This window comes from Streptomyces sp. NPDC090088 (genome assembly GCF_044747345.1).
GTDB lineage: Bacteria > Actinomycetota > Actinomycetes > Streptomycetales > Streptomycetaceae > Streptomyces.
Genome location: NZ_JBIVDZ010000004.1, coordinates 372583 through 391616 on the forward strand (window position 1 = coordinate 372583; position 19034 = coordinate 391616).

A 19034-nucleotide genomic window follows, 5' to 3' on the forward strand; every position below is an offset into this window, starting at 1 on the left:
AACTCACCGCTGAGTTTCCGGCCCTGTGGGGGTCCCCTCATCCAACGGAAAACAAGTTCGGCTACCACAGAGGCAGGAGCCCGTAGGACAGGAGACGGACCATGTGCAGGCATCAGCCCCCGTGCCCCGGCGCCGACCGCCCCGACAACCACACAGCCGTCATCGTCTCGGCCCATCCCGAACAGGGGTGGAGCCTGCTGTGCGACGGCACGATCGTGTTCGACGACACCGGTGAACTCCTGCCCGACGGCCGGACCGTGAGCCCGCACCGGCCCTCGGCCGCCGCCGTCTGACCGCCCGTCAGTACTCCGCGCCGGGAACGTCCAGGCGGTCGAGCCGCTCGGGGTCGGCGAGGATGTACATCTCGGAGATCCGGCCTCCGGCGACGGTGACCGCCATGACCGACAGCGGGCGTCCCTCGGGGGCGGTGACCATGCCGACGGTGCCGTTGACCAGCGCGAGCCTGGCCAGGTCGGCGAACTGCCGGAAGGTGAGCGCCTGTTCGGCGACGGCCTTGGCTCCGCGCACCACCTTGGAGGCGGCGGCGCCGCGCACCAGGGCGCCCGCGTCGACGCGCAGCACCACGTCCGGGTCGAGCAGGGCGACCAGCGCCTCGAAGTCGCCGCCCCGGGCGGCGGCCAGGAAGGCGCCGAGGACCTGGCGCTGCCGGCCCAGGTCCGGATCGGCCGACGGGGTGGCGCCCTGGACCCGGCGGCGGGCCCGGCTGGCCAGCTGGCGGGTCGCCGCCGTGCCGCGTTCCACGATCGGCGCGATGTCGTCGAAGGGCACGGCGAACAGGTCGTGCAGGACGAACGCCAGCCGCTCGGCGGGCTCCAGCGTCTCCAGCACGATCAGCAGGGCGAGACCGACGGAGTCGGCCTCCAGCACCTCCTGTTCGGGGTCGACGACCGACAGCGGGCGGATCACCGGGTCCGGGACGAACGTCTCGTCCATCGGCTGCTCGCGCCGCGCCGTACGGGAGCGCAGCATGTCGAGGCAGACCCGGCCGACGACCGTGGTCAGCCAGCCGCCGAGGTTCCTGATCCCGTCCGCGTCGGCACGCCCGAGCTTGAACCACGCCTCCTGGACGGCGTCCTCGGCCTCGGTGAGCGAGCCGAGCATCCGGTAGGCCACCGCGCGCAGCTGCCCGCGGTGCTCCTCGAAGCGCTCGGCGAGCAGTTCCGTGTCGTCCATTGTTTCCCCGTGTCCCCGTGTCCCCGTTTCCCCGTTTCCCCGTTTCCCCGCGCCAGCCGTCCACCCGACCGTCCGACCGCCCTGCCACCCTTTCATCGCGCCTGGCGGCAGGTCACGCCTCGTCGCGGGCGAGCGCCAGCAGCCGGTCGAGGACCCTCGGCGCGCCGACGCGCAGTCCGTCGTGCTCGAACTCGTCGGTGACCCAGGTGCGCAGGCCCCGGATGGCGCGGGCGGTGCGCAGGGAGTGCGCGGTGTCGACGTACATGTCGTCGTGGTAGACGGCGGCGGCGACCGGGACCTCGTTGGCGGCGAGGCGGGCCGGGTCGTACAGCGGCTGCCAGTCGGTGCGGGCGGCGAGCAGGTCGGCGGCCTCGCGCAGGGGGCGCAGGGCGGGGTCGGTGTCGAAGACCCAGGGGTGGACCGTCTCGCCGGTGAACAGCACCGGGGTGTCGCCCGCGAGCGCCTTGGCCGCGTCGAACTGCGGGAACTCGGCGCGCACCCGCTCGGCCGCCCAGGCGGTGGGGCGGCTGCCCTGGCCGTAGATGGGCTCGTGGACCAGGGCGTAGAGCGGGTTGCTCGCGTACGACAGCAGGCCCTGGACCTGTTCCTGGAAGGCGTCGGAGAGTTCGTGCCCGGCCGGGGTGCGGACGAAGGGGTCCTCCAGGAGGAAGTGCAGGCGGTGGCTGCCGTCGGCGGTGCCCAGCATCAGGCCGAGGGACTGGAAGGCCTCGACGGTGAGCCGGTAGCCGCCGGGGAGGAGCACCTCGCGGTCGAGGAGGTGCTCGGCGATCCGGCGGACCCGTTCGACGTCCATCGGATAGCGGTCGTAGTGCGCGGCGACCTTGCGCTCGATGCGCGGGTAGGCGGCGCGGTAGACGTCGTCGGCGTGGCCGTCCAGGGAGGGCAGGCCGCCGGTGATCACGGAGGTCTTCAGGCCCTCGGGGAAGAAGGACAGGTACGTCACCGTGCAGAAGCCGCCGAAGCTCTGGCCGAGGGTGGTCCAGGGGGCGCCGCCGGTGAGCTGGGAGCGGATCGCCTCGCAGTCCCGGACGATCGAGTCGGAGCGGAAGAGGGCCAGGTACGCGGCCTGGGCGGCCGGGCCGCCGCGCAGCGGGAGGGTCTGCCGGTTGACCGGGGTGGAGCGGCCGGTGCCGCGCTGGTCGAGGAGAAGGACGCGGTACTCCCGCAGGGCCCGGTCGAGCCAGGCCTGCCGTCCGACGAAACGATTCGCCCCGAAGCCGGGCCCGCCCTGCAGATACAGCAGCCAGGGCAGCTCCTGGTCCGCCTTGTCGCTCGCGACCGCCTCCCGGGCGTACAGCTCGATGGTCTCGCCGCCGGGGTCGGCGTGGTCCAGGGGGACGGTGAAGTGGCGGTCGGTGAGGACGACGCCGGGCTGGCGGTAGCTGAGGCTCAACGGTTCTCCCGGGACGGACGGACGGTCGCGACCCAGTTCAGCACACGTCAGGGGCCCGGTCGCGCCCGGGATCAAGAAATCGTTACTGAATCTCCGATCAGCGGGCGGCGAGGCTGGAGCGGCGCACCACCAGTTCCGGCTGGAGCACCACCCGGCGGTGCTCGTGCGCGGTCTTCCCCTCCCGGTCCTCGGTCTCCTCCAGCAGGAGGTCGGCGGCCATGGCGCCCATGGTGACGGCGGGCTGGCGTACGGAGGTGAGGGGGACGGCGGCCGCGGCGGCGAACTCGATGTCGTCGTAGCCGACGATCGCGAGGTCGTCCGGGACGACCACCCCGGCCGCGTACATGGCCTGCAGGACGCCGAGGGCGAGCAGGTCGTTGGCGCAGAAGACGGCGGTGGGCCGGTCGGCGAGGCCGAGCAGACGGGCGCCCGCGTCCCGGCCGGCGGCCACGTCGAGCCGCTCGGTGGGCAGCTCGCGCAGCGCGTCGGGGCCGAGGCCCGCCTCGGCGAGCGCGTTCAGCGCGCCGGTACGGCGGTCCCGGACCTGGTTGAGTCCCGGCGGCCCGCTGACGTACGCGATCGAGCGGTGGCCCGCGTCGACGAGATGGCGCACGGCCAGTGCCCCGCCCGCCACGTCGTCGACGCTGACCGAGCACTCGGTGGTGCCCTCCGCGACCCGGTCGACCAGCACGAAGGGGATGCCGTGCCGGCGGAAGGTCTCGATGTTGCGGCCGGTGGCGTCGGCCGGGGTGAGCAGCACGCCGCGCACCCGCTGCTCGGCGAAGAGCGAGAGGTACTCGGCCTCCTCGCCGGCGTTCTGCGCGCTGTTGCAGACCATCACGCCGAGCCCGGCGTCCCGCGCCGCCCGCTCGGCGCCCCGGGCCACGTCCACGAAGAAGGGGTTGCCCATGTCGAGGACGAGCAGGCCCATGATCCGGCTGCGGCCCGCGCGCAGCTGGCGCGCGGACTCGCTGCGGACGTAGCCGAGCCGGTCGATCGCCGACTGCACCCGCGCCCGGGTCTCGCCCGCGACGGTGTCCGGGCGGTTGATGACGTTGGAGACCGTGCCGACCGAGACTCCGGCGGCGCGGGCGACGTCCTTGATACCCACCGACTGGGCCATCGGGCGAGACCTCCAGGGAACATGGGCGGCACCTTCACCGCACGGAAGGGCACACCGGGAAGGGCTTCACATTACGACATGACTCGCACACCAGGGCGGGTCAGCCGGGCAGCGCGAAGTCGACGACATGGAGCGCGGAGGGCGTCGTACCGCTCGACGTCTCCTGGTACAGGAACGACAGCACGTTGTCCGCCTTCACCCGCATCTCGTCGATCACCACCTCGCCGAAGGCGTTCAGGTCACCGCCGTCGTACAACAGCGCCCAGTCGGTGTACCCGGAGGACTTCGACGCGCCGGCGATCCGGCCGTAGGGGAAGACCGCGTAGGCGTTGTCGTACTTGTCCAGGACCAGCTTGGTGCGCTGGCTGGAGTTCAGCACGACGGGGATCTCGGTCTTCTGCCAGGTGCCGGAGGAGTTCTTGCGGACGTGGAAGGCGCGGCCGTTGGCGGTGCGGTCGCTGACGTAGTTCGTGGTGCACTGGCCGAAGCGGCCGGGGACATAGCTGATGATCGCGTGCGGGAGGCCGGTGGAGTCGGTCCACTGGCTCTCCTGGTTCATCAGGGAGTGGTCGGGGTTGAGCGAGTCGACGACCAGTCCGGAGTCGGTGACGGCGACGGTGTCCGAGGTGCCGGTGGTGGCGACCAGGGCGCCCGCGTCGCTCAGCCAGGTGCGGCCGCGGTCGGTGGAGTAGACGTAACCGGTGTCGTGGTTGGTGATGCCCCCGCTGTTGCACATCACTGCGGCCGACTGCTCGCGCCAGGTGAAGAAGGCGTGCAGCCGTCCGTTGACGTCGTAGTCGATGCCGTGCAGATACATGTTCCGGGCCGTGCTGGAACCGTGCGAGCTGGTGTACGTCCCCGTCGAGCTGGTCCACTCCCCCAGCGCGGTCCAGCTCGAACCGTCGTACTCCGCCAGGGCGTTGCGGCCGTTCCCGGAGATCCCCACCCGGTAGCTCAGCTGGAGCTTGCCCTCGGGCGTGGAGACGAACTGCGGGTAGGTGAACTGCGAGGTGAGCGACACGCCGTCGAGGGAGGTCTGTACGGCGCCGAAGACGGCCGAGGTCCACGCGGTGGTACCGGGGTTGTCGAGCAGCCCGGCGACCGACTTCACGTAGAAGAAGCCGTCGCTGTGCGAGTCCATGTTGAGGTGGAGCCGCCCGTCGACCTTCGAGACGCCCATCGAGATGACGTTGTGCGAGTCGCTGGACTTGAGCTGGTGGGAGAGGGTGACGGTGGACCACGTCGACCCGCCGAGCACCCGGCGCCCGACGACCGCGTAGCCGGTCGAGGTGTACCAGCCGGCGTACTGGTAGCCCTTGTACGTGAACAGGCCGTTCTTCTGGAAGGAGTTGTTGTTGACCAGGCCGTCGTAGGAGACGAAGAAGATCGCCTGGGCGTCGAGTCGCGTGCTCTGCTGCTGGTTCACCGACGGTCCGGGGTCGGCCGCGCGGGCGGTGCCGGCGGCGAGGGCGGGAGTGGCCACGGCTCCGAGGAGGGCGGCTCCGAGCACGGTACGTCTTTTCACGAGCGGCTCCTGAGGGGACGGGGTGCGTCAGGCGAGGTGGAACACTTCGGTGAGCGGTTTCATCGCCTCGTCGGGACGGGCGCCGTCGAGGGATTCGAAGAAGGGGCCCATCTCGGCCTGCCAGCGGGCGTTGACGTCGGTGGCCTCCATGCCGGCGAGGGCGGCCGCGAAGTCCTCGGTCTCCAGATAACCCACCAGCAGGCCGTCGTCGCGCAGGAAGAGCGAGTAGTTGTGCCAGCCGGTGGCGGAGAGCGCCTCGCGCATCTCCGGCCACACGGCGGCGTGTCGTTCGCGGTACTCGGCGAGGCGGTCCTGCCGGACCTTGAGAAGGAAACAGACGCGCTGCATGAAGTACCGCTCTCCTTCTGGAAGTCGAATGCTCTAGAAGTTGAACTGGTCGATGTTCTTCGCGTTGAACACGGTCGGCTTGCCGAGGTTGATCACGCCGTCCTTGCCGATGGTGTACGTCGTGTCGCCGGCCTTGAAGGTCTCGCCCTCCTTGCCGGTGATCTGCCCGGAGACCAGGGCGACGGCGGTGCGGGCGGCGAGGTCGCCGAGCTTGGCCGGGTCCCACAGCTCGAAGGCGTCGACGGTGCCGTTCTTCACGTACTGGCGCATGTCGTTCGGCGTGCCCAGACCGGTCAGCTTGACCTTGCCCTTGTACTTCGACCCCGACAGGTACTGGGCGGCGGCCTTGATGCCCACCGTGGTCGGGGAGATGATCCCCTTCAGGTTCGGGTACTGCTGGAGCAGGCCCTGGGTCTGCTGGAAGGACTGCTGGGCGTCGTCGTTGCCGTAGGCGATCTTGACCAGCTTGACGTTCTTGTACTTCGGGTCCTTCAGCTCGTCCTTCATGAAGCCGATCCAGGTGTTCTGGTTCGTCGCGGTCTGCGCAGCGCTCAGGATCGCGATCTCGCCCTTGTACCCGATCTGCTCGGCGAGCAGCTGCACCTCGGTACGGCCGAGGTCCTCGGCGCTGGCCTGCGAGACGAAGGCGTTGCGGCAGCCGGCGTTGGTGTCGGAGTCGTAGGTGACGACCTTGATGCCGTTGCTCATGGCCTGCTTGAGCCCGGTGCACAGCGCGCCGGGGTCCTGCGCCGACACGGCCATGGCGTCGACCTGCTGCTGGACGAGGGTGTTGACGTAGCTGACCTGGCCGGAGGTGTCGGTCGCACTGGACGGCCCGACCTCCTTGTACTTGCTGCCCAGCTCGGTGAGCGCCTTCTCGCCGCCCTTGTCCGCGGAGGTGAAGTACGGGTTGTTGACCTGCTTGGGCAGGAACCCGACGGTCAGCCCCTTCTTCAGGGCCGCGTTCGGGTCGGCCTTGGCGGTCGAGGTGGCCGCCGACGACTCGTCACTGCTGGAGTTGTTCTTGGTCGTACCACCACAGGCGGTGGCGGCGAGAGCGAGGGAGGAGACAGCGGCGACGGCAACGCAGACACGCCGCAGGGACGACTTACGCATGACGGTTCCTTTGAGAGAAAGGGTCGTGGAACGCGCCCCTTGGGGGCGCGGGGAACTGCGCGACCAGCCACACACGGCCCGCAGTGTTCAGACGGCCTTGGCAGCCCTCTGCCGAGCCAACGAGATCTGACGAGCGACCTTGGGCCCCAGCACCGAGACGACAAGCAACACACCGGTCACGACGATCTGCGACTGCGCGGACACATTCAGCAGACTCATCACGTTCTGGAGCGCCCCCAGCAGGAACACCCCCGCGATCGCCCCACCGAGCGTGCCCTTACCACCGTCGAAGTCGATGCCACCGAGCAACACCGCGGCCACGACGCTCAGTTCGAGCCCCGTCGCGTTGTCGTACCGCGCACTCGCGTAGTGAAGAGCCCAGAACACCCCCGTCAGTGAGGCCATGAACCCCGTGGCGACGAACAGGATCAGCTTGTTGCGCTTGACGCGGATCCCCGCGAACCGCGCCGCCTCCTCACTCGCCCCGACCGCGAACAGCGACCGCCCGAACGGCGTGGCGTGGAGCACCACCACGGCGATCGCCAGCAGCACCAGGAACGGCAGGAAGGCCCGCGGCAGAAACGTGTCGCCGAGCCGCCCGGCCGCGAAGTTCAGGTACTGCGCCGGGAAGTCGGTCACCGCGTCCGAGCCGAGCACGATCTGCGCGATGCCCCGGTAGGCCGCCAGCGTGCCGATGGTGACGGCGAGGGACGGCAGCCCCAGCCGGGTCACGAGCAGGCCGTTGACCAGCCCGCAGACGACCCCGAGGAGCAGGCACAGCGGGATGATCGTCTCGATGGCCATGCCCTCGTTCCAGAGCTTGCCCATGACCGCGCCCGAGAGCCCGGCGGTCGAGGCGACCGACAGGTCGATCTCCCCCGCGACGACCAGCAGGGTCATCGGCAGCGCGATCAACGCGATCGGAAGGGTGTTGCCGATCAGGAAGGACAGGTTGAGGGAGTTCCCGAAGCCGTCCACGGAGCCGAACGACACCAGCAGCAGGATCACCAGCAGAGCACCGACGACGGTGTCCCAGCGGACCGCACGGGTCAAGGACTCAGGCATGGTTCGCGTTCTCCTTGCTGACGGCAGTCCTCTTCAGGGCCGACTTCTTCTTCAGCGCGGCCGCCACCCGCAGCGCGACGACCCGGTCGACGGCGATGGCGAGCAGCAGCAGGAAGCCGTTGATGGCGAGGACCCACACGGAGCTGACCCCGAGGGCGGGCAGCACGCTGTTGACGGAGGTCAGCAGCAGCGCGCCCAGCGCGGCGCCGTACACGCTGCCGGAGCCGCCCGTGAAGACCACGCCGCCGACCACCACGGCGCTCACGACGGTGAGTTCGTAGCCGTTGCCGGTGCCCGAGTCGACGTTCCCGAACCGGGCGAGGTACATGGCGCCGGCGAGTCCGGCGAGGGCGCCGCAGAAGGTGTACGCGGTGAGGATCCGCTTGCGGACCGGGATGCCGGCCAGCCGGGCGGCCTCGGGGTTGGAGCCCAGCGCGTACAACTCCCGCCCGCTGCCGAAGTGTTTGAGGTAGTAGGCGGTGGCGACCAGGACCGCGAGGGCGATCAGCGCCAGCCAGGGGATCGCCGCCAGTCCGCCGGAGCCGAAGTCGACGAAGGAGCCGGGGAGGTCGGCCGCCGTGATCTGCCGGGAGCCGACCCAGATGGAGTCGACGCCCCGGATGATGTACAGCGTGCCGAGGGTGACCACCAGCGCGGGCACCTGACCGAGGCTGACCAGCAGGCCGTTGAGCAGTCCGCAGCCGATGCCGAGGAGGACGGCCAGGACGATGGCGACGGCCGGGTTGCCGCCGCCGTGCAGATAGTCGCCGGCGGCGAAGGCGGTGATGCCGAGGGTGGAGCCGACGGACAGGTCGACGTTCCTGGTGATCACCACCAGGGACTGGCCGGTGGCGACCAGCACCAGGATGGTCGCGTTGAGCAGCAGGTCCTTGATGCCCTGCTCGGAGAGGAACTCGCTGTTGCCGGCCTGGGTGACGGCGATCATCACCAGGAAGACGACCAGGATGGCGAGTTCGCGCATCTTGAAGACGCGGTCGACGAGCCGGGTCCCGCTGGACTCGGGCGCCTCGGCGACGGGGGTCGGTTCGGAGGTGGTCACCGTCATGCGGCGGCCCTCCCCGTGGCTGCGGCCATCACGGTTTCCTCGGTGGCGTCGGAGCGCGGGATCTCGGCGGTGATCCGGCCCTCGTGCATCACCAGCACGCGGTCGGCCATGCCGAGGATCTCGGGCAGGTCGGAGGAGATCATCAGGACCGCGACCCCGTCGGCGGCCAACTCGCCGAGCAGGCGGTGCACTTCGGCCTTGGTGCCGACGTCGATGCCCCGGGTCGGCTCGTCGACGATCAGCACCTTCGGTCCGGTCGCCAGCCATTTGGCGAGGACGACCTTCTGCTGGTTGCCCCCGGACAGGGTGGAGACGGCGTCGGCGATCCGGGCGTACTTCACCTGGAGCCGGACGGCCCAGTCGAGGGAGCGGCTGCGTTCGGCGCCCCGGTCGACGAGGCCCGCCTTCACGGTCGTACGCAGTCCGGTCAGGCCGATGTTCCGCTCGATGGACATGTCCATCACCAGGCCCTGGGCGCGCCGGTCCTCGGGGACGAGGGCGAGGCCCGCGTTCATCGCGACGGAGGGCGCGCCGTTGGTCAGCTTCCGTCCCCTGACCTCGACTTCGCCCGCGTCCCAGCGGTCGACGCCGAACACGGCCCGGGCGACCTCGGTGCGGCCGGCGCCGACCAGTCCGGCGAGGCCGACGATCTCGCCGGAGCGCACCTCGAAGGAGACGTCGGTGAAGACGCCCTCCCGGGTCAGCCGTCGTACGCTCAGGGCGACTTCGCCGGCGCGGACGTCCTGCTTGGGGTACAGCTCGTCGAGGTCCCGGCCGACCATCCGGCGTACCAGGTCGTCCTCGGTCATGCCGTCGACGGGTTCGCTGGCGATCCAGGCGCCGTCCCGGAGGGTGGTGACGCGCCGGCAGATCTGGAAGATCTCCTCCAGCCGGTGCGAGATGAACAGTACGGCGGCGCCCTGGTCGCGCAGGGTGCGCACGACGCCGAAGAGACGGGCGACCTCGCTGCCGGTGAGGGCGGCCGTGGGCTCGTCCATGATCAGGACCCGGGCGTCGAAGGAGAGCGCCTTGGCGATCTCGACGATCTGCTGGTCGGCGATGGACAGGCCGCGGGCGGGGCGGTCGGGGTCGAGGGCGACGCCGAGCCGCTTCATCAGGTCGGCGGTGGCCGCGCGGGTGGCCTTGTGGTCGATCCGGCCAAGGGCCCGCCGGGGCTGGCGGCCCATGAAGATGTTCTCGGCGATCGAGAGGTCGGGGAAGAGCGTGGGTTCCTGGTAGATCACGGCGATTCCGGCGTCGCGGGCGTCGCCGGGGCCGTGGAAGACGACGGGTTCGCCGTCGAGCAGCACCCGGCCGGCGTCCGGCCGGTGCACTCCGGCGAGGGTCTTGATCAGCGTCGACTTGCCCGCGCCGTTCTCCCCGGCGAGGGCGTGCACCTCGCCGGGGAACAGCTCCAGGGAGACGTCCCGCAGGGCGCGGACGGCCCCGAAGGACTTGGAGACGTCCTTCAGCGCCAGCACCGGGGCCGGTCCCGTGTCGGACGGGTGGGTCATGAGGGCTCCTCGACGACTCCGGCGAGACGGTACGCACCCGGCTCCACGGCGTCGTGAAAGGTTTCAACTGGATTGCCGGGACCGTAGGCACCACGGGCATGTCACGTCAATGGGTCCGTGTCGAAAAAATTTCGATAGCCGAAGGTCACGGCGGAGTCACGGACAACGGGATTGGCCGGAGAGCTTGACACCCCTGCGAGGCGCTCGTACTTTGCCGTTCTGAATCGTTTCATCATTCACCTCAGGAGCCCCTAAGTGACCGACCTCGCCGCGGTGAAGGCCGCGCTGAAGACCCAGGCCGTCGAGACGCCGTCGTGGGCGTACGGAAACTCGGGGACCCGTTTCAAGGTGTTCGCCCAGCAGGGCGTGCCGCGCACGCCGAAGGAGAAGCTCGACGACGCGGCGCAGGTCCACGCGGTGACCGGGGTCGCGCCGACGGTGGCGCTGCACATCCCCTGGGACAAGATGGACGGCTCCGACGGATACGCCGACCTGGCCAAGCACGCCGAGGAGCGCGGGCTGAAGCTGGGGGCGATCAACTCCAACACCTTCCAGGACGACGACTACAAGCTGGGCAGCATCTGCCACCCGGACGCGGCGGTGCGCCGCAAGGCCGTCGGCCATCTGCTGGAATGCGTCGACATCATGGACGCGACGGGGTCGCGCGACCTGAAGCTGTGGTTCGCGGACGGCACCAACTATCCGGGGCAGGACGACATCCGGGGGCGCCAGGACCGGCTGGCCGAGGGGCTGGCCGAGGTGTACGCGCGGCTGGGCGAGGGGCAGCGGATGCTGCTGGAGTACAAGCTCTTCGAGCCGTCCTTCTATACGACGGACGTGCCGGACTGGGGGACGGCCTACGCCCACTGTCTGAAGCTGGGGCCGAAGGCGCAGGTCGTGGTCGACACGGGCCACCACGCGCCGGGTACCAACATCGAGTTCATCGTCGCCACGCTGCTGCGGGAGGGGAAGCTCGGCGGGTTCGACTTCAACTCGCGGTTCTACGCGGACGACGACCTCATGGTCGGGGCCGCGGATCCGTTCCAGCTGTTCCGGATCATGTGCGAGGTGGTGCGCGGGGGCGGGCTCACGGCCGAGGTGGCCTTCATGCTCGACCAGTGCCACAACATCGAGGCGAAGATCCCGGCGATCATCCGGTCGGTGATGAATGTGCAGGAGGCCACGGCGAAGGCGTTGCTGGTGGACCGGGTGGCGCTGGGGGCGGCGCAGGTCGCGGGGGATGTGCTCGCCGCCAACGCCGTCCTGATGGATGCGTACGACACGGATGTGCGGCCGTTGCTGCGGGAGGTTCGGGAGGAGATGGGGTTGGATGCGGAGCCGCTTGCCGCGTACCGCCGGTCGGGGTGGGCCGAGAAGATTGTTGCTGAGCGGGTGGGAGGGCAGCAGGCGGGGTGGGGTGCGTAAGCGTCTGCGTTGAGCTGTCTCGTCGCGGAGTGCGGGCCCGTTGTGGCTGGTCGCGCAGTTCCTCGCGCCCCTAGGGAATGCAGTCACCCTCGTTCGAAAAGTAAGGAATCTCGATGTCCACCCATCCCGAAGCCGCCGCTCTCCTCTCCCGGTCCCATCGGCTCGGTGCTGATCCCCGTAATACGAACTACGCCGGCGGGAACACGTCCGCGAAGGGCACCGACACCGACCCTGTCACCGGGGGTGATGTCGAGCTGATGTGGGTGAAGGGGTCGGGTGGGGACCTCGGCACGCTCACCGAGGGCGGGCTCGCCGTGCTGCGGCTCGACCGGCTCCGTGCGCTCGCGGATGTCTACCCGGGGGTGGACCGCGAGGACGAGATGGTCGCCGCCTTCGACTACTGCCTGCACGGCAAGGGCGGGGCGGCTCCGTCGATCGACACCGCGATGCACGGGCTGGTGGACGCGCCGCACGTCGATCATCTGCACCCGGACTCCGGGATCGCGCTGGCGTGTGCGGCGGACGGGGAGAAGCTGACCGCCGAGTGTTTCGGGGACAGCGTGGTGTGGGTGCCGTGGCGGCGGCCGGGGTTCCAGCTGGGGCTGGACATCGCGGCCGTCAAGGCGGCCAACCCGCGGGCGATCGGCTGCGTCCTCGGCGGGCACGGGATCACCGCGTGGGGCGACAGCTCCGAGGAGTGCGAGCGGAACTCGCTGTACATCATCCGTACCGCCGAGGCGTTTCTGGCCGAGCGGGGCAGGGCGGAGCCGTTCGGGCCCGTCGTCGAGGGGTACGGCGCGCTGCCGGAGGCCGAGCGGCGGGAGCGGGCGGCGGCGCTCGCGCCGTACGTGCGGGCGGTCGCTTCCCAGGACCGGGCACAGGTCGGGCACTTCACCGACGCCGAGGTGGTACTGGACTTCCTGGCCCGGGCGGAGCACCCGCGGCTCGCCGCGCTGGGCACCTCCTGCCCGGATCACTTCCTGCGGACGAAGGTACGGCCGCTGGTGCTCGACCTGCCGCCGGCCGCGCCCCTCGACGAGGCGATCGCGCGGCTGAAGGAGCTGCACGCCGTGTACCGGGAGGAGTACGCCGCCTATTACGAGCGGCACGCCCTGCCCGACTCCCCCGCGATGCGCGGGGCCGACCCGGCGATCGTGCTGGTGCCCGGGGTCGGCATGTTCAGCTTCGGCAAGGACAAGCAGACCGCGCGGGTGGCCGGTGAGTTCTACGTCAACGCCATCAACGTGATGCGCGGGGCGGAAGCCGTGTCGACGTACGCGCCGATCGAGGAGTCGGAGAAGTTCCGGATCGAGTACTGGGCGCTGGAGGAGGCCAAGCTGCGGCGGATGCCGAGGCCGAAGGCCCTGGCGACCCGGGTGGCGCTGGTGACGGGGGCCGGCAGCGGGATCGGGAAGGCCATCGCCCAGAGGCTGGTGGCCGAGGGAGCGTGTGTCGTCGTCGCCGATCTGAACGCCGACAGTGCGGCCGGGGTCGCCGAGGAGCTCGGCGGGCCGGACAGGGCCGTCGCGGTCACTGTGGACGTGACGGACGAGGAGCAGATCGCCGCCGCGTTCCGGGCCGGTGTGCTGGCCTTCGGCGGGGTCGACCTCGTCGTCAACAACGCGGGGATCTCCATCTCCAAGCCGCTGCTGGAGACGTCGGCGAAGGACTGGGACCTTCAGCACGACATCATGGCCCGTGGTTCCTTCCTGGTGTCGCGGGAGGCGGCCCGGGTGATGATCGGGCAGGGGCTGGGCGGGGACATCGTCTACATCGCCTCGAAGAACGCGGTGTTCGCCGGGCCCAACAACATCGCCTACTCCGCGACGAAGGCGGACCAGGCTCATCAGGTGCGGCTGCTGGCCGCCGAGTTGGGTGAGCACGGCATTCGCGTCAACGGGGTCAACCCGGACGGTGTGGTGCGCGGGTCGGGGATCTTCGCCGCGGGGTGGGGTGCCCAGCGGGCCGCCGTGTACGGGGTGGAGGAGTCGAAGCTGGGCGAGTTCTACGCGCAGCGGACCATCCTCAAGCGCGAGGTGCTGCCCGAGCATGTGGCGAACGCCGTGTTCGCGCTGACGGGCGGGGAACTCACCCACACCACCGGGCTGCATGTCCCCGTCGACGCGGGTGTGGCGGCCGCGTTCCTGCGATGAGCGCCGTCAGGTCCTGTGCCGCGGTCGACCTGGGCGCGTCCAGTGGGCGGGTCATGGTCGGCCGGGTGGGTCCGGACTCGCTGGAGCTGACGGAGGCGCACCGGTTCGTGAACCGGCCGGTGCGGGTGCCGGAGGGGCTGCGGTGGGACGTGCTCGCCCTGTACGCGGGGGTGTTGGAGGGGCTGCGGGCGGCAGGCCGGGTGGACTCGGTCGGGCTCGACAGCTGGGCCGTGGACTACGGGCTGCTGGACGCCGACGGGGCGCTGCTCGGCAACCCGGTGCACTACCGGGACGCCCGGACGGAGGGCGTCGCCGAGAAGGTGTGGGCCACCCTGCCGGCGGCGGAGCTGTACAGCCGGACGGGGCTGCAGTACGCGCCGTTCAACACCCTGTACCAGCTGGTGGCGGCCCGGTCGAGTGCCCAGCTCGCGCGGGCCGAGCGGCTGTTGCTCATCCCCGACCTGCTGTCGTACTGGCTGACCGGCGAGCAGGGCACCGAGCTGACCAACGCCTCCACCACCCAACTGATCGATCCCCGGACCCGCGACTGGTCCCACGAGGTCGCGGACCGGGTGGGCATCGACCTGGGGCTGTTCGCGCCGCTGCGGCGGCCCGGGGACCCGGCCGGGGTGCTGCGGCCGGAGGTCCTGGAGGAGACGGGGCTGACCGGGCCGGTGCCGGTGACCGCGGTCGGCTCGCACGACACCGCGTCGGCGGTGGCCGCCGTCCCGGCGACGGGCGAGCGGTTCGCCTACATCTGCACCGGCACCTGGTCGCTGGCCGGGCTAGAACTGGCCGCGCCCGTACTGACCGAGGAGAGCCGGGCCGCCAACTTCACCAACGAGCTGGGGCTCGACGGCACGGTCCGCTATCTGCGCAACATCATGGGGCTGTGGCTGCTGCAGGAGTGCGTACGGGCCTGGGGCGACCCGGATCTGGGCGGGCTGCTGCGGGAGGCGGCCACCGTGCCGGCACTGCGGTCGGTGGTGGACGCGGGGGACGCCGGGTTCCTGGCGCCCGGGCGGATGCCGGAGCGGATCGCCGAGGCCTGCCGGGCGTCCGGGCAGCCGGTGCCGCGGACGCCCGGTGAGACCACCCGGTGCATTCTCGACTCGCTGGCGCTGGCCCATCGGCGGGCGGTCGCCGAGGCGCAGCGGCTCGCCGACCATCCGGTGGACACGGTGTACGTGGTCGGCGGGGGCACCCGCAACGCGCTGCTGTGCCAGCTCACCGCCGACGCCTGCGGACTGCCGGTGGTGGCGGGTCCGACCGAGGCGGCGGCCCTCGGGAACGTGCTGGTCCAGGCCCGCGCCCAGGGTCTGGGCGGCGACCTCGCGGACCTGCGGCGGCTGCTCGTCCGCACCCAGCCGCTGACCCGGTACGCACCGCGCGGCGACACCGCCCGCTGGGCGGCGGCCGAGGCCCGGCTCGCCGCGCGGTGAGCCGGTCTCCCCTTGCTCGCGTCGGCCCATTACTCTGCACTCATCCGATGATCGACCCCTAGGAGCCGCGATGCGTGTCGCTCTCTTCCTGACCTGCGTCAACGACACGCTGTATCCGGACACCGGCCGTGCCGTGGTGAAACTCCTGACCAGGCTGGGCGTCGAGGTCGATTTCCCGATGGCGCAGACCTGCTGCGGGCAGGCCCACTACAACACCGGCTACCGTCATGAGGCGGAGCCGCTGGCCCGGCATTTCTCCGATGTCTTCGGGGAGTACGAGGCGATCGTGACCCCCTCCGGGTCGTGCGGGGCGATGGTGCGGGAGCTGTATCCGAGGATGGGCGAGCGGGCCCGTGCGGAGGGGCGCGGGGGCGGGCTCGCGAGTGCGCTGGCGCCGGTGGTGCCGAAGACGTACGAGCTGACGGAGTTCCTGGTGGATGTGCTGGGGGTGACCGATGTCGGGGCCTACTACCCGCACCATGTGACATACCACCCGACCTGTCACGGCCTGCGGAGCCTCGGCCTCGGCGAGCGGCCCCGCCGGCTGCTCCAGGCCGTCAAGGGGCTGGAGTTGGTGGAGCTGCCGGGCGCGGAGGAGTGCTGTGGGTTCGGCGGCACGTTCGCGGTGAAGAACTCCGACGTCTCGGCGGCGATGGGCGCCGACAAGGTGCGCAACGCCGAGTCGACGGGCGCCGAGGTGCTGTGCGCGGCCGACAACTCCTGTCTGATGCACCTCGGCGGCACCATGACCCGGCTCGGCACCGCGATGCGGCCGGTGCACATCGCGGAGATCCTGGCGAGCACCGAGGAGGAGCCAGCCGTATGAGCGGAACGTTCGTAGGGATGCCTGTGTTTCCCCCACCCACCCACCCAGCCTTTCCGAAGGCCGCGCACGAGGCGGTCAACAATCCCACCCTGCGCGGGAACCTGCGCCATGCCACGCACACCATCCGGGCCAAGCGGGCCAGGGCGGTCGCCGAGGTGTCCGACTGGGCGGCGCTGCGCGAGGCGGGCAAGCGGATCAAGGACCACACGCTCCGTCATCTCGACCGGTATCTGGTGCAGTTGGAGAAGTCGGTGACGGCGGCCGGCGGTACGGTCCACTGGGCGGCGGACGCCGAGGAGGCCAACCGGATCGTCGCCGACCTGGTCAGGGCGACCGGCGAGACGGAGGTCGTCAAGGTCAAGTCGATGGCCACGCAGGAGATCGGGCTCAACGAGGCTCTGGAGGCCGAGGGCATCCGGGCCTACGAGACCGATCTCGCCGAGCTGATCGTGCAGTTGGGCCATGACCGGCCCTCGCACATCCTCGTCCCCGCGATCCATCGCAACCGGGGGGAGATCAGGGACATCTTCCGGCGTGAGATGGGGGCGTGGGGGCGCCCGGCGCCCGAGGGGCTGACCGACACACCCGCCGAACTCGCCGAGGCGGCCCGGCTCCATCTCCGGGAGAAGTTCCTGCGCGCCAAGGTCGGTGTCTCGGGCGCCAACTTCATGGTCGCCGAGACCGGCACCCTGGTCGTCGTCGAGTCCGAGGGCAACGGGCGGATGTGCCTGACCCTGCCCGAGACGCTGATCTCGGTCGTGGGCATCGAGAAGATCGTGCCGTCCTGGCAGGACCTGGAGGTCTTCCTGCAGACACTCCCCCGCTCGTCGACGGCCGAGCGCATGAACCCGTACACCTCGATGTGGACCGGCACCACGGACGGCGACGGCCCGAGCACCTTCCATCTGGTCCTGCTCGACAACGGCCGCACCGACACCCTCGCCGACGAGGTCGGCCGCCAGGCCCTGCGCTGCATCCGCTGCTCGGCCTGTCTCAACGTCTGCCCGGTGTACGAGCGGGCGGGCGGCCACGCGTACGGCTCGGTCTACCCTGGCCCGATCGGCGCCATCCTCAGCCCTCAGCTCCGGGGCACGCAGAGCGAGATCGACGCCTCCCTGCCGTACGCCTCCTCCCTCTGCGGGGCCTGCTACGAGGTGTGTCCGGTCGCCATCGACATCCCTGAAGTGCTGGTGCACCTGCGCGAGCGGGTCGTGGAAGGCGGCGAGACGGTCCGGGGCGGCAACAAGGTGGTGCTCAAGCCGGCCAAGGGGCACGCGGCCGAGCGGGCGGCGATGCGCGCGGCCCGCTGGGCGTTCACCCACCCGGCGGCCCTGCGCACCGGCCAGCGGCTCGCCTCCCGCACCCGTCGCGTGCACCCGAGGACACTCCCCGGGCCGGGCAGGGCGTGGAGCGGCACCCGGGACCTGCCGGCCGTACCGGCGGAGCCGTTCCGGGACTGGTGGCAGCGGACCGACGGCGGACGGAGCGGTGCGAAGTGAGCAGCAGGGAACGGATCCTGGGCCGGGTGCGGCGCGCGCTGGCCGACGTGCGGGACGAGGACCCGCCGGTAGAGCGGGCGTATCTGCGTGAGCACGGCGGGCGGAGCGTCGCGGAGACGGTGGAGCTGCTCGCCGAGAACCTGGCGGACTACCGGGCGATCGTGCACCGCACCACCGAGGGCGAACTCCCCCAGGCCATCATGCGGTTGCTCGCCGAGCGCGGGTCGCGCCACGTGCTGGTGCCGCCGGGGCTGCCGCCGGAGTGGATGTCGGCCGCCGACGCCACCCGGGTCCACGACCGTGCCGAGAGCACGCCCGGCGAGCTGGACGAGGTGGCGAGCGTGGTCACCGGCTGCGCGGTGGCGATCGCCGAGACCGGGACCATCGTGCTGGACGGCGGCCCGGACCAGGGCCGACGCCGGATCACCCTGGTCCCGGACCACCACGTCTGTGTCGTACGGGTCCCGGACCAGGTCGTCTCCTCGGTGCCCCAGGCCCTCGAACGCCTCGACCCGACCCGCCCGTTGACCTGGATCTCCGGCCCTTCGGCCACCAGCGACATCGAGCTGGACCGGGTCGAGGGGGTGCACGGCCCGCGCACCCTGGAGGTGCTCCTCGTCAGCGGCGATCAGCCAAGCGACGAGGTCAACTCGTAAATTCCGGATGGCAGTTCGTACGAGGCGACACCGTCCGCGAAGCCCTGGTACCACACGCCCGGGATCCGGGAGAGCGGGGTACGGCCCTCGCGGACGGTGCCGGGGTCGGCCGCGGGGATGCGCAGGGCCGCCGTGCTGTTGGCGGGGACCTGGACGCAGTAGGCGAGTTGAAGGCCCGTCACCCGCCATTCGCTGACGATCGCGCCGTAGGAGTAGTGGTTGAAGGAGTTCATCTCGACCGGGCCGAAGCCGTCGGTCTTCGAGTAGGAGTTCCCTGGCGATCCACTGGGCACCGTCCCGGCCGCTGACGCCGTCGGTGCTCGGCAGACCCGTCCCGAAGCGGGCGGGGTGGGAGGCGGTGGCGCGGCCGGGGCCGGCGGTGCGCCAGCCGAAGCGCGGGCGCCGCGCGTCGACGCCGAGCGGGTCGGTGCGGTGTTCGACCGTCAGACCGGTCACGGACCTGACGCCGCTCAGCGGCGCGGCCGACGCCTTGCCGGTCCCGCCCGCCATCACCACCGGGACGGCCCCGGACGCGGTGGTGAGAACGGTCCTGCGCCGGACCCCGTCTCGATCGCCGTTGTGTACTCCGTCAGTCATGCCGTCATCCCTTCGGCCAGTCGGAGTTGTATCCATTCAGATCGATCGACGATTGAAGATCGCGGCCTCCA

17 protein-coding genes are annotated in these 19034 nt (G+C 70.8%); 7 read left to right on the plus strand and 10 right to left on the minus strand.

Going from position 1 to position 19034, the window contains the following annotated elements; all coding sequences use genetic code 11:
• Positions 1-101: 101 nt before the first annotated feature.
• Positions 102-293 (plus strand): DUF5999 family protein, encoded by a 192-nt coding sequence (locus ACIPSJ_RS21835; protein WP_355709291.1) that lies wholly within the window; start codon positions 102-104, stop codon positions 291-293.
• A 7-nt stretch (positions 294-300) separates the two neighbouring features.
• Here the strand turns inward: ACIPSJ_RS21835 and sigJ are convergent, their stop codons facing one another.
• The 9 genes from sigJ to ACIPSJ_RS21880 form a co-directional block, all read right to left on the minus strand.
• Positions 301-1194, minus strand: coding sequence for an RNA polymerase sigma factor SigJ (gene sigJ / locus ACIPSJ_RS21840; RefSeq protein ID WP_401347875.1), 894 nt, complete (start codon positions 1192-1194; stop codon positions 301-303).
• Between the two features lie 112 nt (positions 1195-1306).
• A complete protein-coding gene (locus tag ACIPSJ_RS21845) occupies positions 1307-2608 on the minus strand; it encodes an alpha/beta fold hydrolase (RefSeq protein WP_401347877.1) in 1302 nt (433 codons plus the stop codon).
• 97 nt (positions 2609-2705) lie between these two features.
• The gene (locus ACIPSJ_RS21850) at positions 2706-3731 is read right to left on the minus strand and encodes a LacI family DNA-binding transcriptional regulator (RefSeq protein ID WP_359222591.1); all 1026 of its coding nucleotides are present in this window, start codon (positions 3729-3731) and stop codon (positions 2706-2708) included.
• A 100-nt stretch (positions 3732-3831) separates the two neighbouring features.
• Positions 3832-5256 carry a BNR repeat-containing protein gene (locus tag ACIPSJ_RS21855; protein WP_401347880.1) on the minus strand — a complete coding sequence of 475 codons (1425 nt, stop codon included), beginning with the start codon at positions 5254-5256 and terminating at the stop codon, positions 3832-3834.
• A gap of 27 nt (positions 5257-5283) precedes the next feature.
• Positions 5284-5604, minus strand: coding sequence for an L-rhamnose mutarotase (locus ACIPSJ_RS21860; protein ID WP_359222587.1), 321 nt, complete (start codon positions 5602-5604; stop codon positions 5284-5286).
• Positions 5605-5637: 33 nt separating this feature from the next.
• On the minus strand, positions 5638-6720 hold the full coding sequence (rhaS, locus tag ACIPSJ_RS21865; RefSeq protein WP_401347882.1) for a rhamnose ABC transporter substrate-binding protein: 1083 nt from the start codon (positions 6718-6720) through the stop codon (positions 5638-5640).
• A gap of 87 nt (positions 6721-6807) precedes the next feature.
• Positions 6808-7785, minus strand: coding sequence for an ABC transporter permease (locus tag ACIPSJ_RS21870; RefSeq protein ID WP_401347885.1), 978 nt, complete (start codon positions 7783-7785; stop codon positions 6808-6810).
• Positions 7778-8851 carry an ABC transporter permease gene (locus ACIPSJ_RS21875; RefSeq protein WP_359222582.1) on the minus strand — a complete coding sequence of 358 codons (1074 nt, stop codon included), beginning with the start codon at positions 8849-8851 and terminating at the stop codon, positions 7778-7780. The genes ACIPSJ_RS21870 and ACIPSJ_RS21875 overlap by 8 nt, the downstream gene beginning before the upstream one ends.
• A complete protein-coding gene (locus ACIPSJ_RS21880) occupies positions 8848-10365 on the minus strand; it encodes a sugar ABC transporter ATP-binding protein (RefSeq protein WP_401347886.1) in 1518 nt (505 codons plus the stop codon). The genes ACIPSJ_RS21875 and ACIPSJ_RS21880 overlap by 4 nt, the downstream gene beginning before the upstream one ends.
• Before the next feature lie 255 nt (positions 10366-10620).
• Between ACIPSJ_RS21880 and rhaI the strand changes: the two genes are divergently transcribed.
• From rhaI to ACIPSJ_RS21910, 6 genes are all read left to right on the plus strand, one after another.
• Positions 10621-11790 carry an L-rhamnose isomerase gene (rhaI, locus tag ACIPSJ_RS21885; protein WP_359222579.1) on the plus strand — a complete coding sequence of 390 codons (1170 nt, stop codon included), beginning with the start codon at positions 10621-10623 and terminating at the stop codon, positions 11788-11790.
• A 113-nt stretch (positions 11791-11903) separates the two neighbouring features.
• Entirely contained in the window at positions 11904-13943 is a 2040-nt protein-coding gene (locus ACIPSJ_RS21890; RefSeq protein WP_401347887.1) for a bifunctional aldolase/short-chain dehydrogenase, read from the plus strand.
• Positions 13940-15385, plus strand: a complete 1446-nt coding sequence (locus ACIPSJ_RS21895) for a rhamnulokinase family protein (RefSeq protein WP_401347889.1) — start codon at positions 13940-13942, stop codon at positions 15383-15385. Before ACIPSJ_RS21890 ends, ACIPSJ_RS21895 begins: the two co-directional genes overlap by 4 nt.
• Positions 15386-15455: 70 nt before the next feature.
• Entirely contained in the window at positions 15456-16211 is a 756-nt protein-coding gene (locus ACIPSJ_RS21900; RefSeq protein WP_359222574.1) for a (Fe-S)-binding protein, read from the plus strand.
• Complete coding sequence (locus ACIPSJ_RS21905; RefSeq protein ID WP_401347891.1) at positions 16208-17710, plus strand: LutB/LldF family L-lactate oxidation iron-sulfur protein; 1503 nt, start codon at positions 16208-16210, stop codon at positions 17708-17710. The genes ACIPSJ_RS21900 and ACIPSJ_RS21905 overlap by 4 nt, the downstream gene beginning before the upstream one ends.
• Positions 17707-18366 (plus strand): lactate utilization protein C, encoded by a 660-nt coding sequence (locus ACIPSJ_RS21910; protein ID WP_401347893.1) that lies wholly within the window; start codon positions 17707-17709, stop codon positions 18364-18366. The genes ACIPSJ_RS21905 and ACIPSJ_RS21910 overlap by 4 nt, the downstream gene beginning before the upstream one ends.
• On the opposite strand, the gene ACIPSJ_RS21915 is transcribed toward ACIPSJ_RS21910, so the two are convergent.
• Entirely contained in the window at positions 18339-18659 is a 321-nt protein-coding gene (locus tag ACIPSJ_RS21915; protein WP_401347895.1) for an alpha-L-rhamnosidase C-terminal domain-containing protein, read from the minus strand. The genes ACIPSJ_RS21910 and ACIPSJ_RS21915 overlap by 28 nt on opposite strands.
• Positions 18660-19034: the final 375 nt, after the last annotated feature.

Coding starts and splice junctions, on each gene's coding strand:
- ACIPSJ_RS21835 (WP_355709291.1), top strand. CDS start 102: ATGTGCAGGCATCAGCCCCCGTGCCCCGGCGCCGACCGCCCCGACAAC.
- sigJ (WP_401347875.1), bottom strand. CDS start 1,194: ATGGACGACACGGAACTGCTCGCCGAGCGCTTCGAGGAGCACCGCGGG.
- ACIPSJ_RS21850 (WP_359222591.1), bottom strand. CDS start 3,731: ATGGCCCAGTCGGTGGGTATCAAGGACGTCGCCCGCGCCGCCGGAGTC.
- ACIPSJ_RS21860 (WP_359222587.1), bottom strand. CDS start 5,604: ATGCAGCGCGTCTGTTTCCTTCTCAAGGTCCGGCAGGACCGCCTCGCC.
- rhaS (WP_401347882.1), bottom strand. CDS start 6,720: ATGCGTAAGTCGTCCCTGCGGCGTGTCTGCGTTGCCGTCGCCGCTGTC.
- ACIPSJ_RS21870 (WP_401347885.1), bottom strand. CDS start 7,785: ATGCCTGAGTCCTTGACCCGTGCGGTCCGCTGGGACACCGTCGTCGGT.
- ACIPSJ_RS21875 (WP_359222582.1), bottom strand. CDS start 8,851: ATGACGGTGACCACCTCCGAACCGACCCCCGTCGCCGAGGCGCCCGAG.
- ACIPSJ_RS21880 (WP_401347886.1), bottom strand. CDS start 10,365: ATGACCCACCCGTCCGACACGGGACCGGCCCCGGTGCTGGCGCTGAAG.
- ACIPSJ_RS21890 (WP_401347887.1), top strand. CDS start 11,904: ATGTCCACCCATCCCGAAGCCGCCGCTCTCCTCTCCCGGTCCCATCGG.
- ACIPSJ_RS21895 (WP_401347889.1), top strand. CDS start 13,940: ATGAGCGCCGTCAGGTCCTGTGCCGCGGTCGACCTGGGCGCGTCCAGT.
- ACIPSJ_RS21900 (WP_359222574.1), top strand. CDS start 15,456: ATGCGTGTCGCTCTCTTCCTGACCTGCGTCAACGACACGCTGTATCCG.
- ACIPSJ_RS21905 (WP_401347891.1), top strand. CDS start 16,208: ATGAGCGGAACGTTCGTAGGGATGCCTGTGTTTCCCCCACCCACCCAC.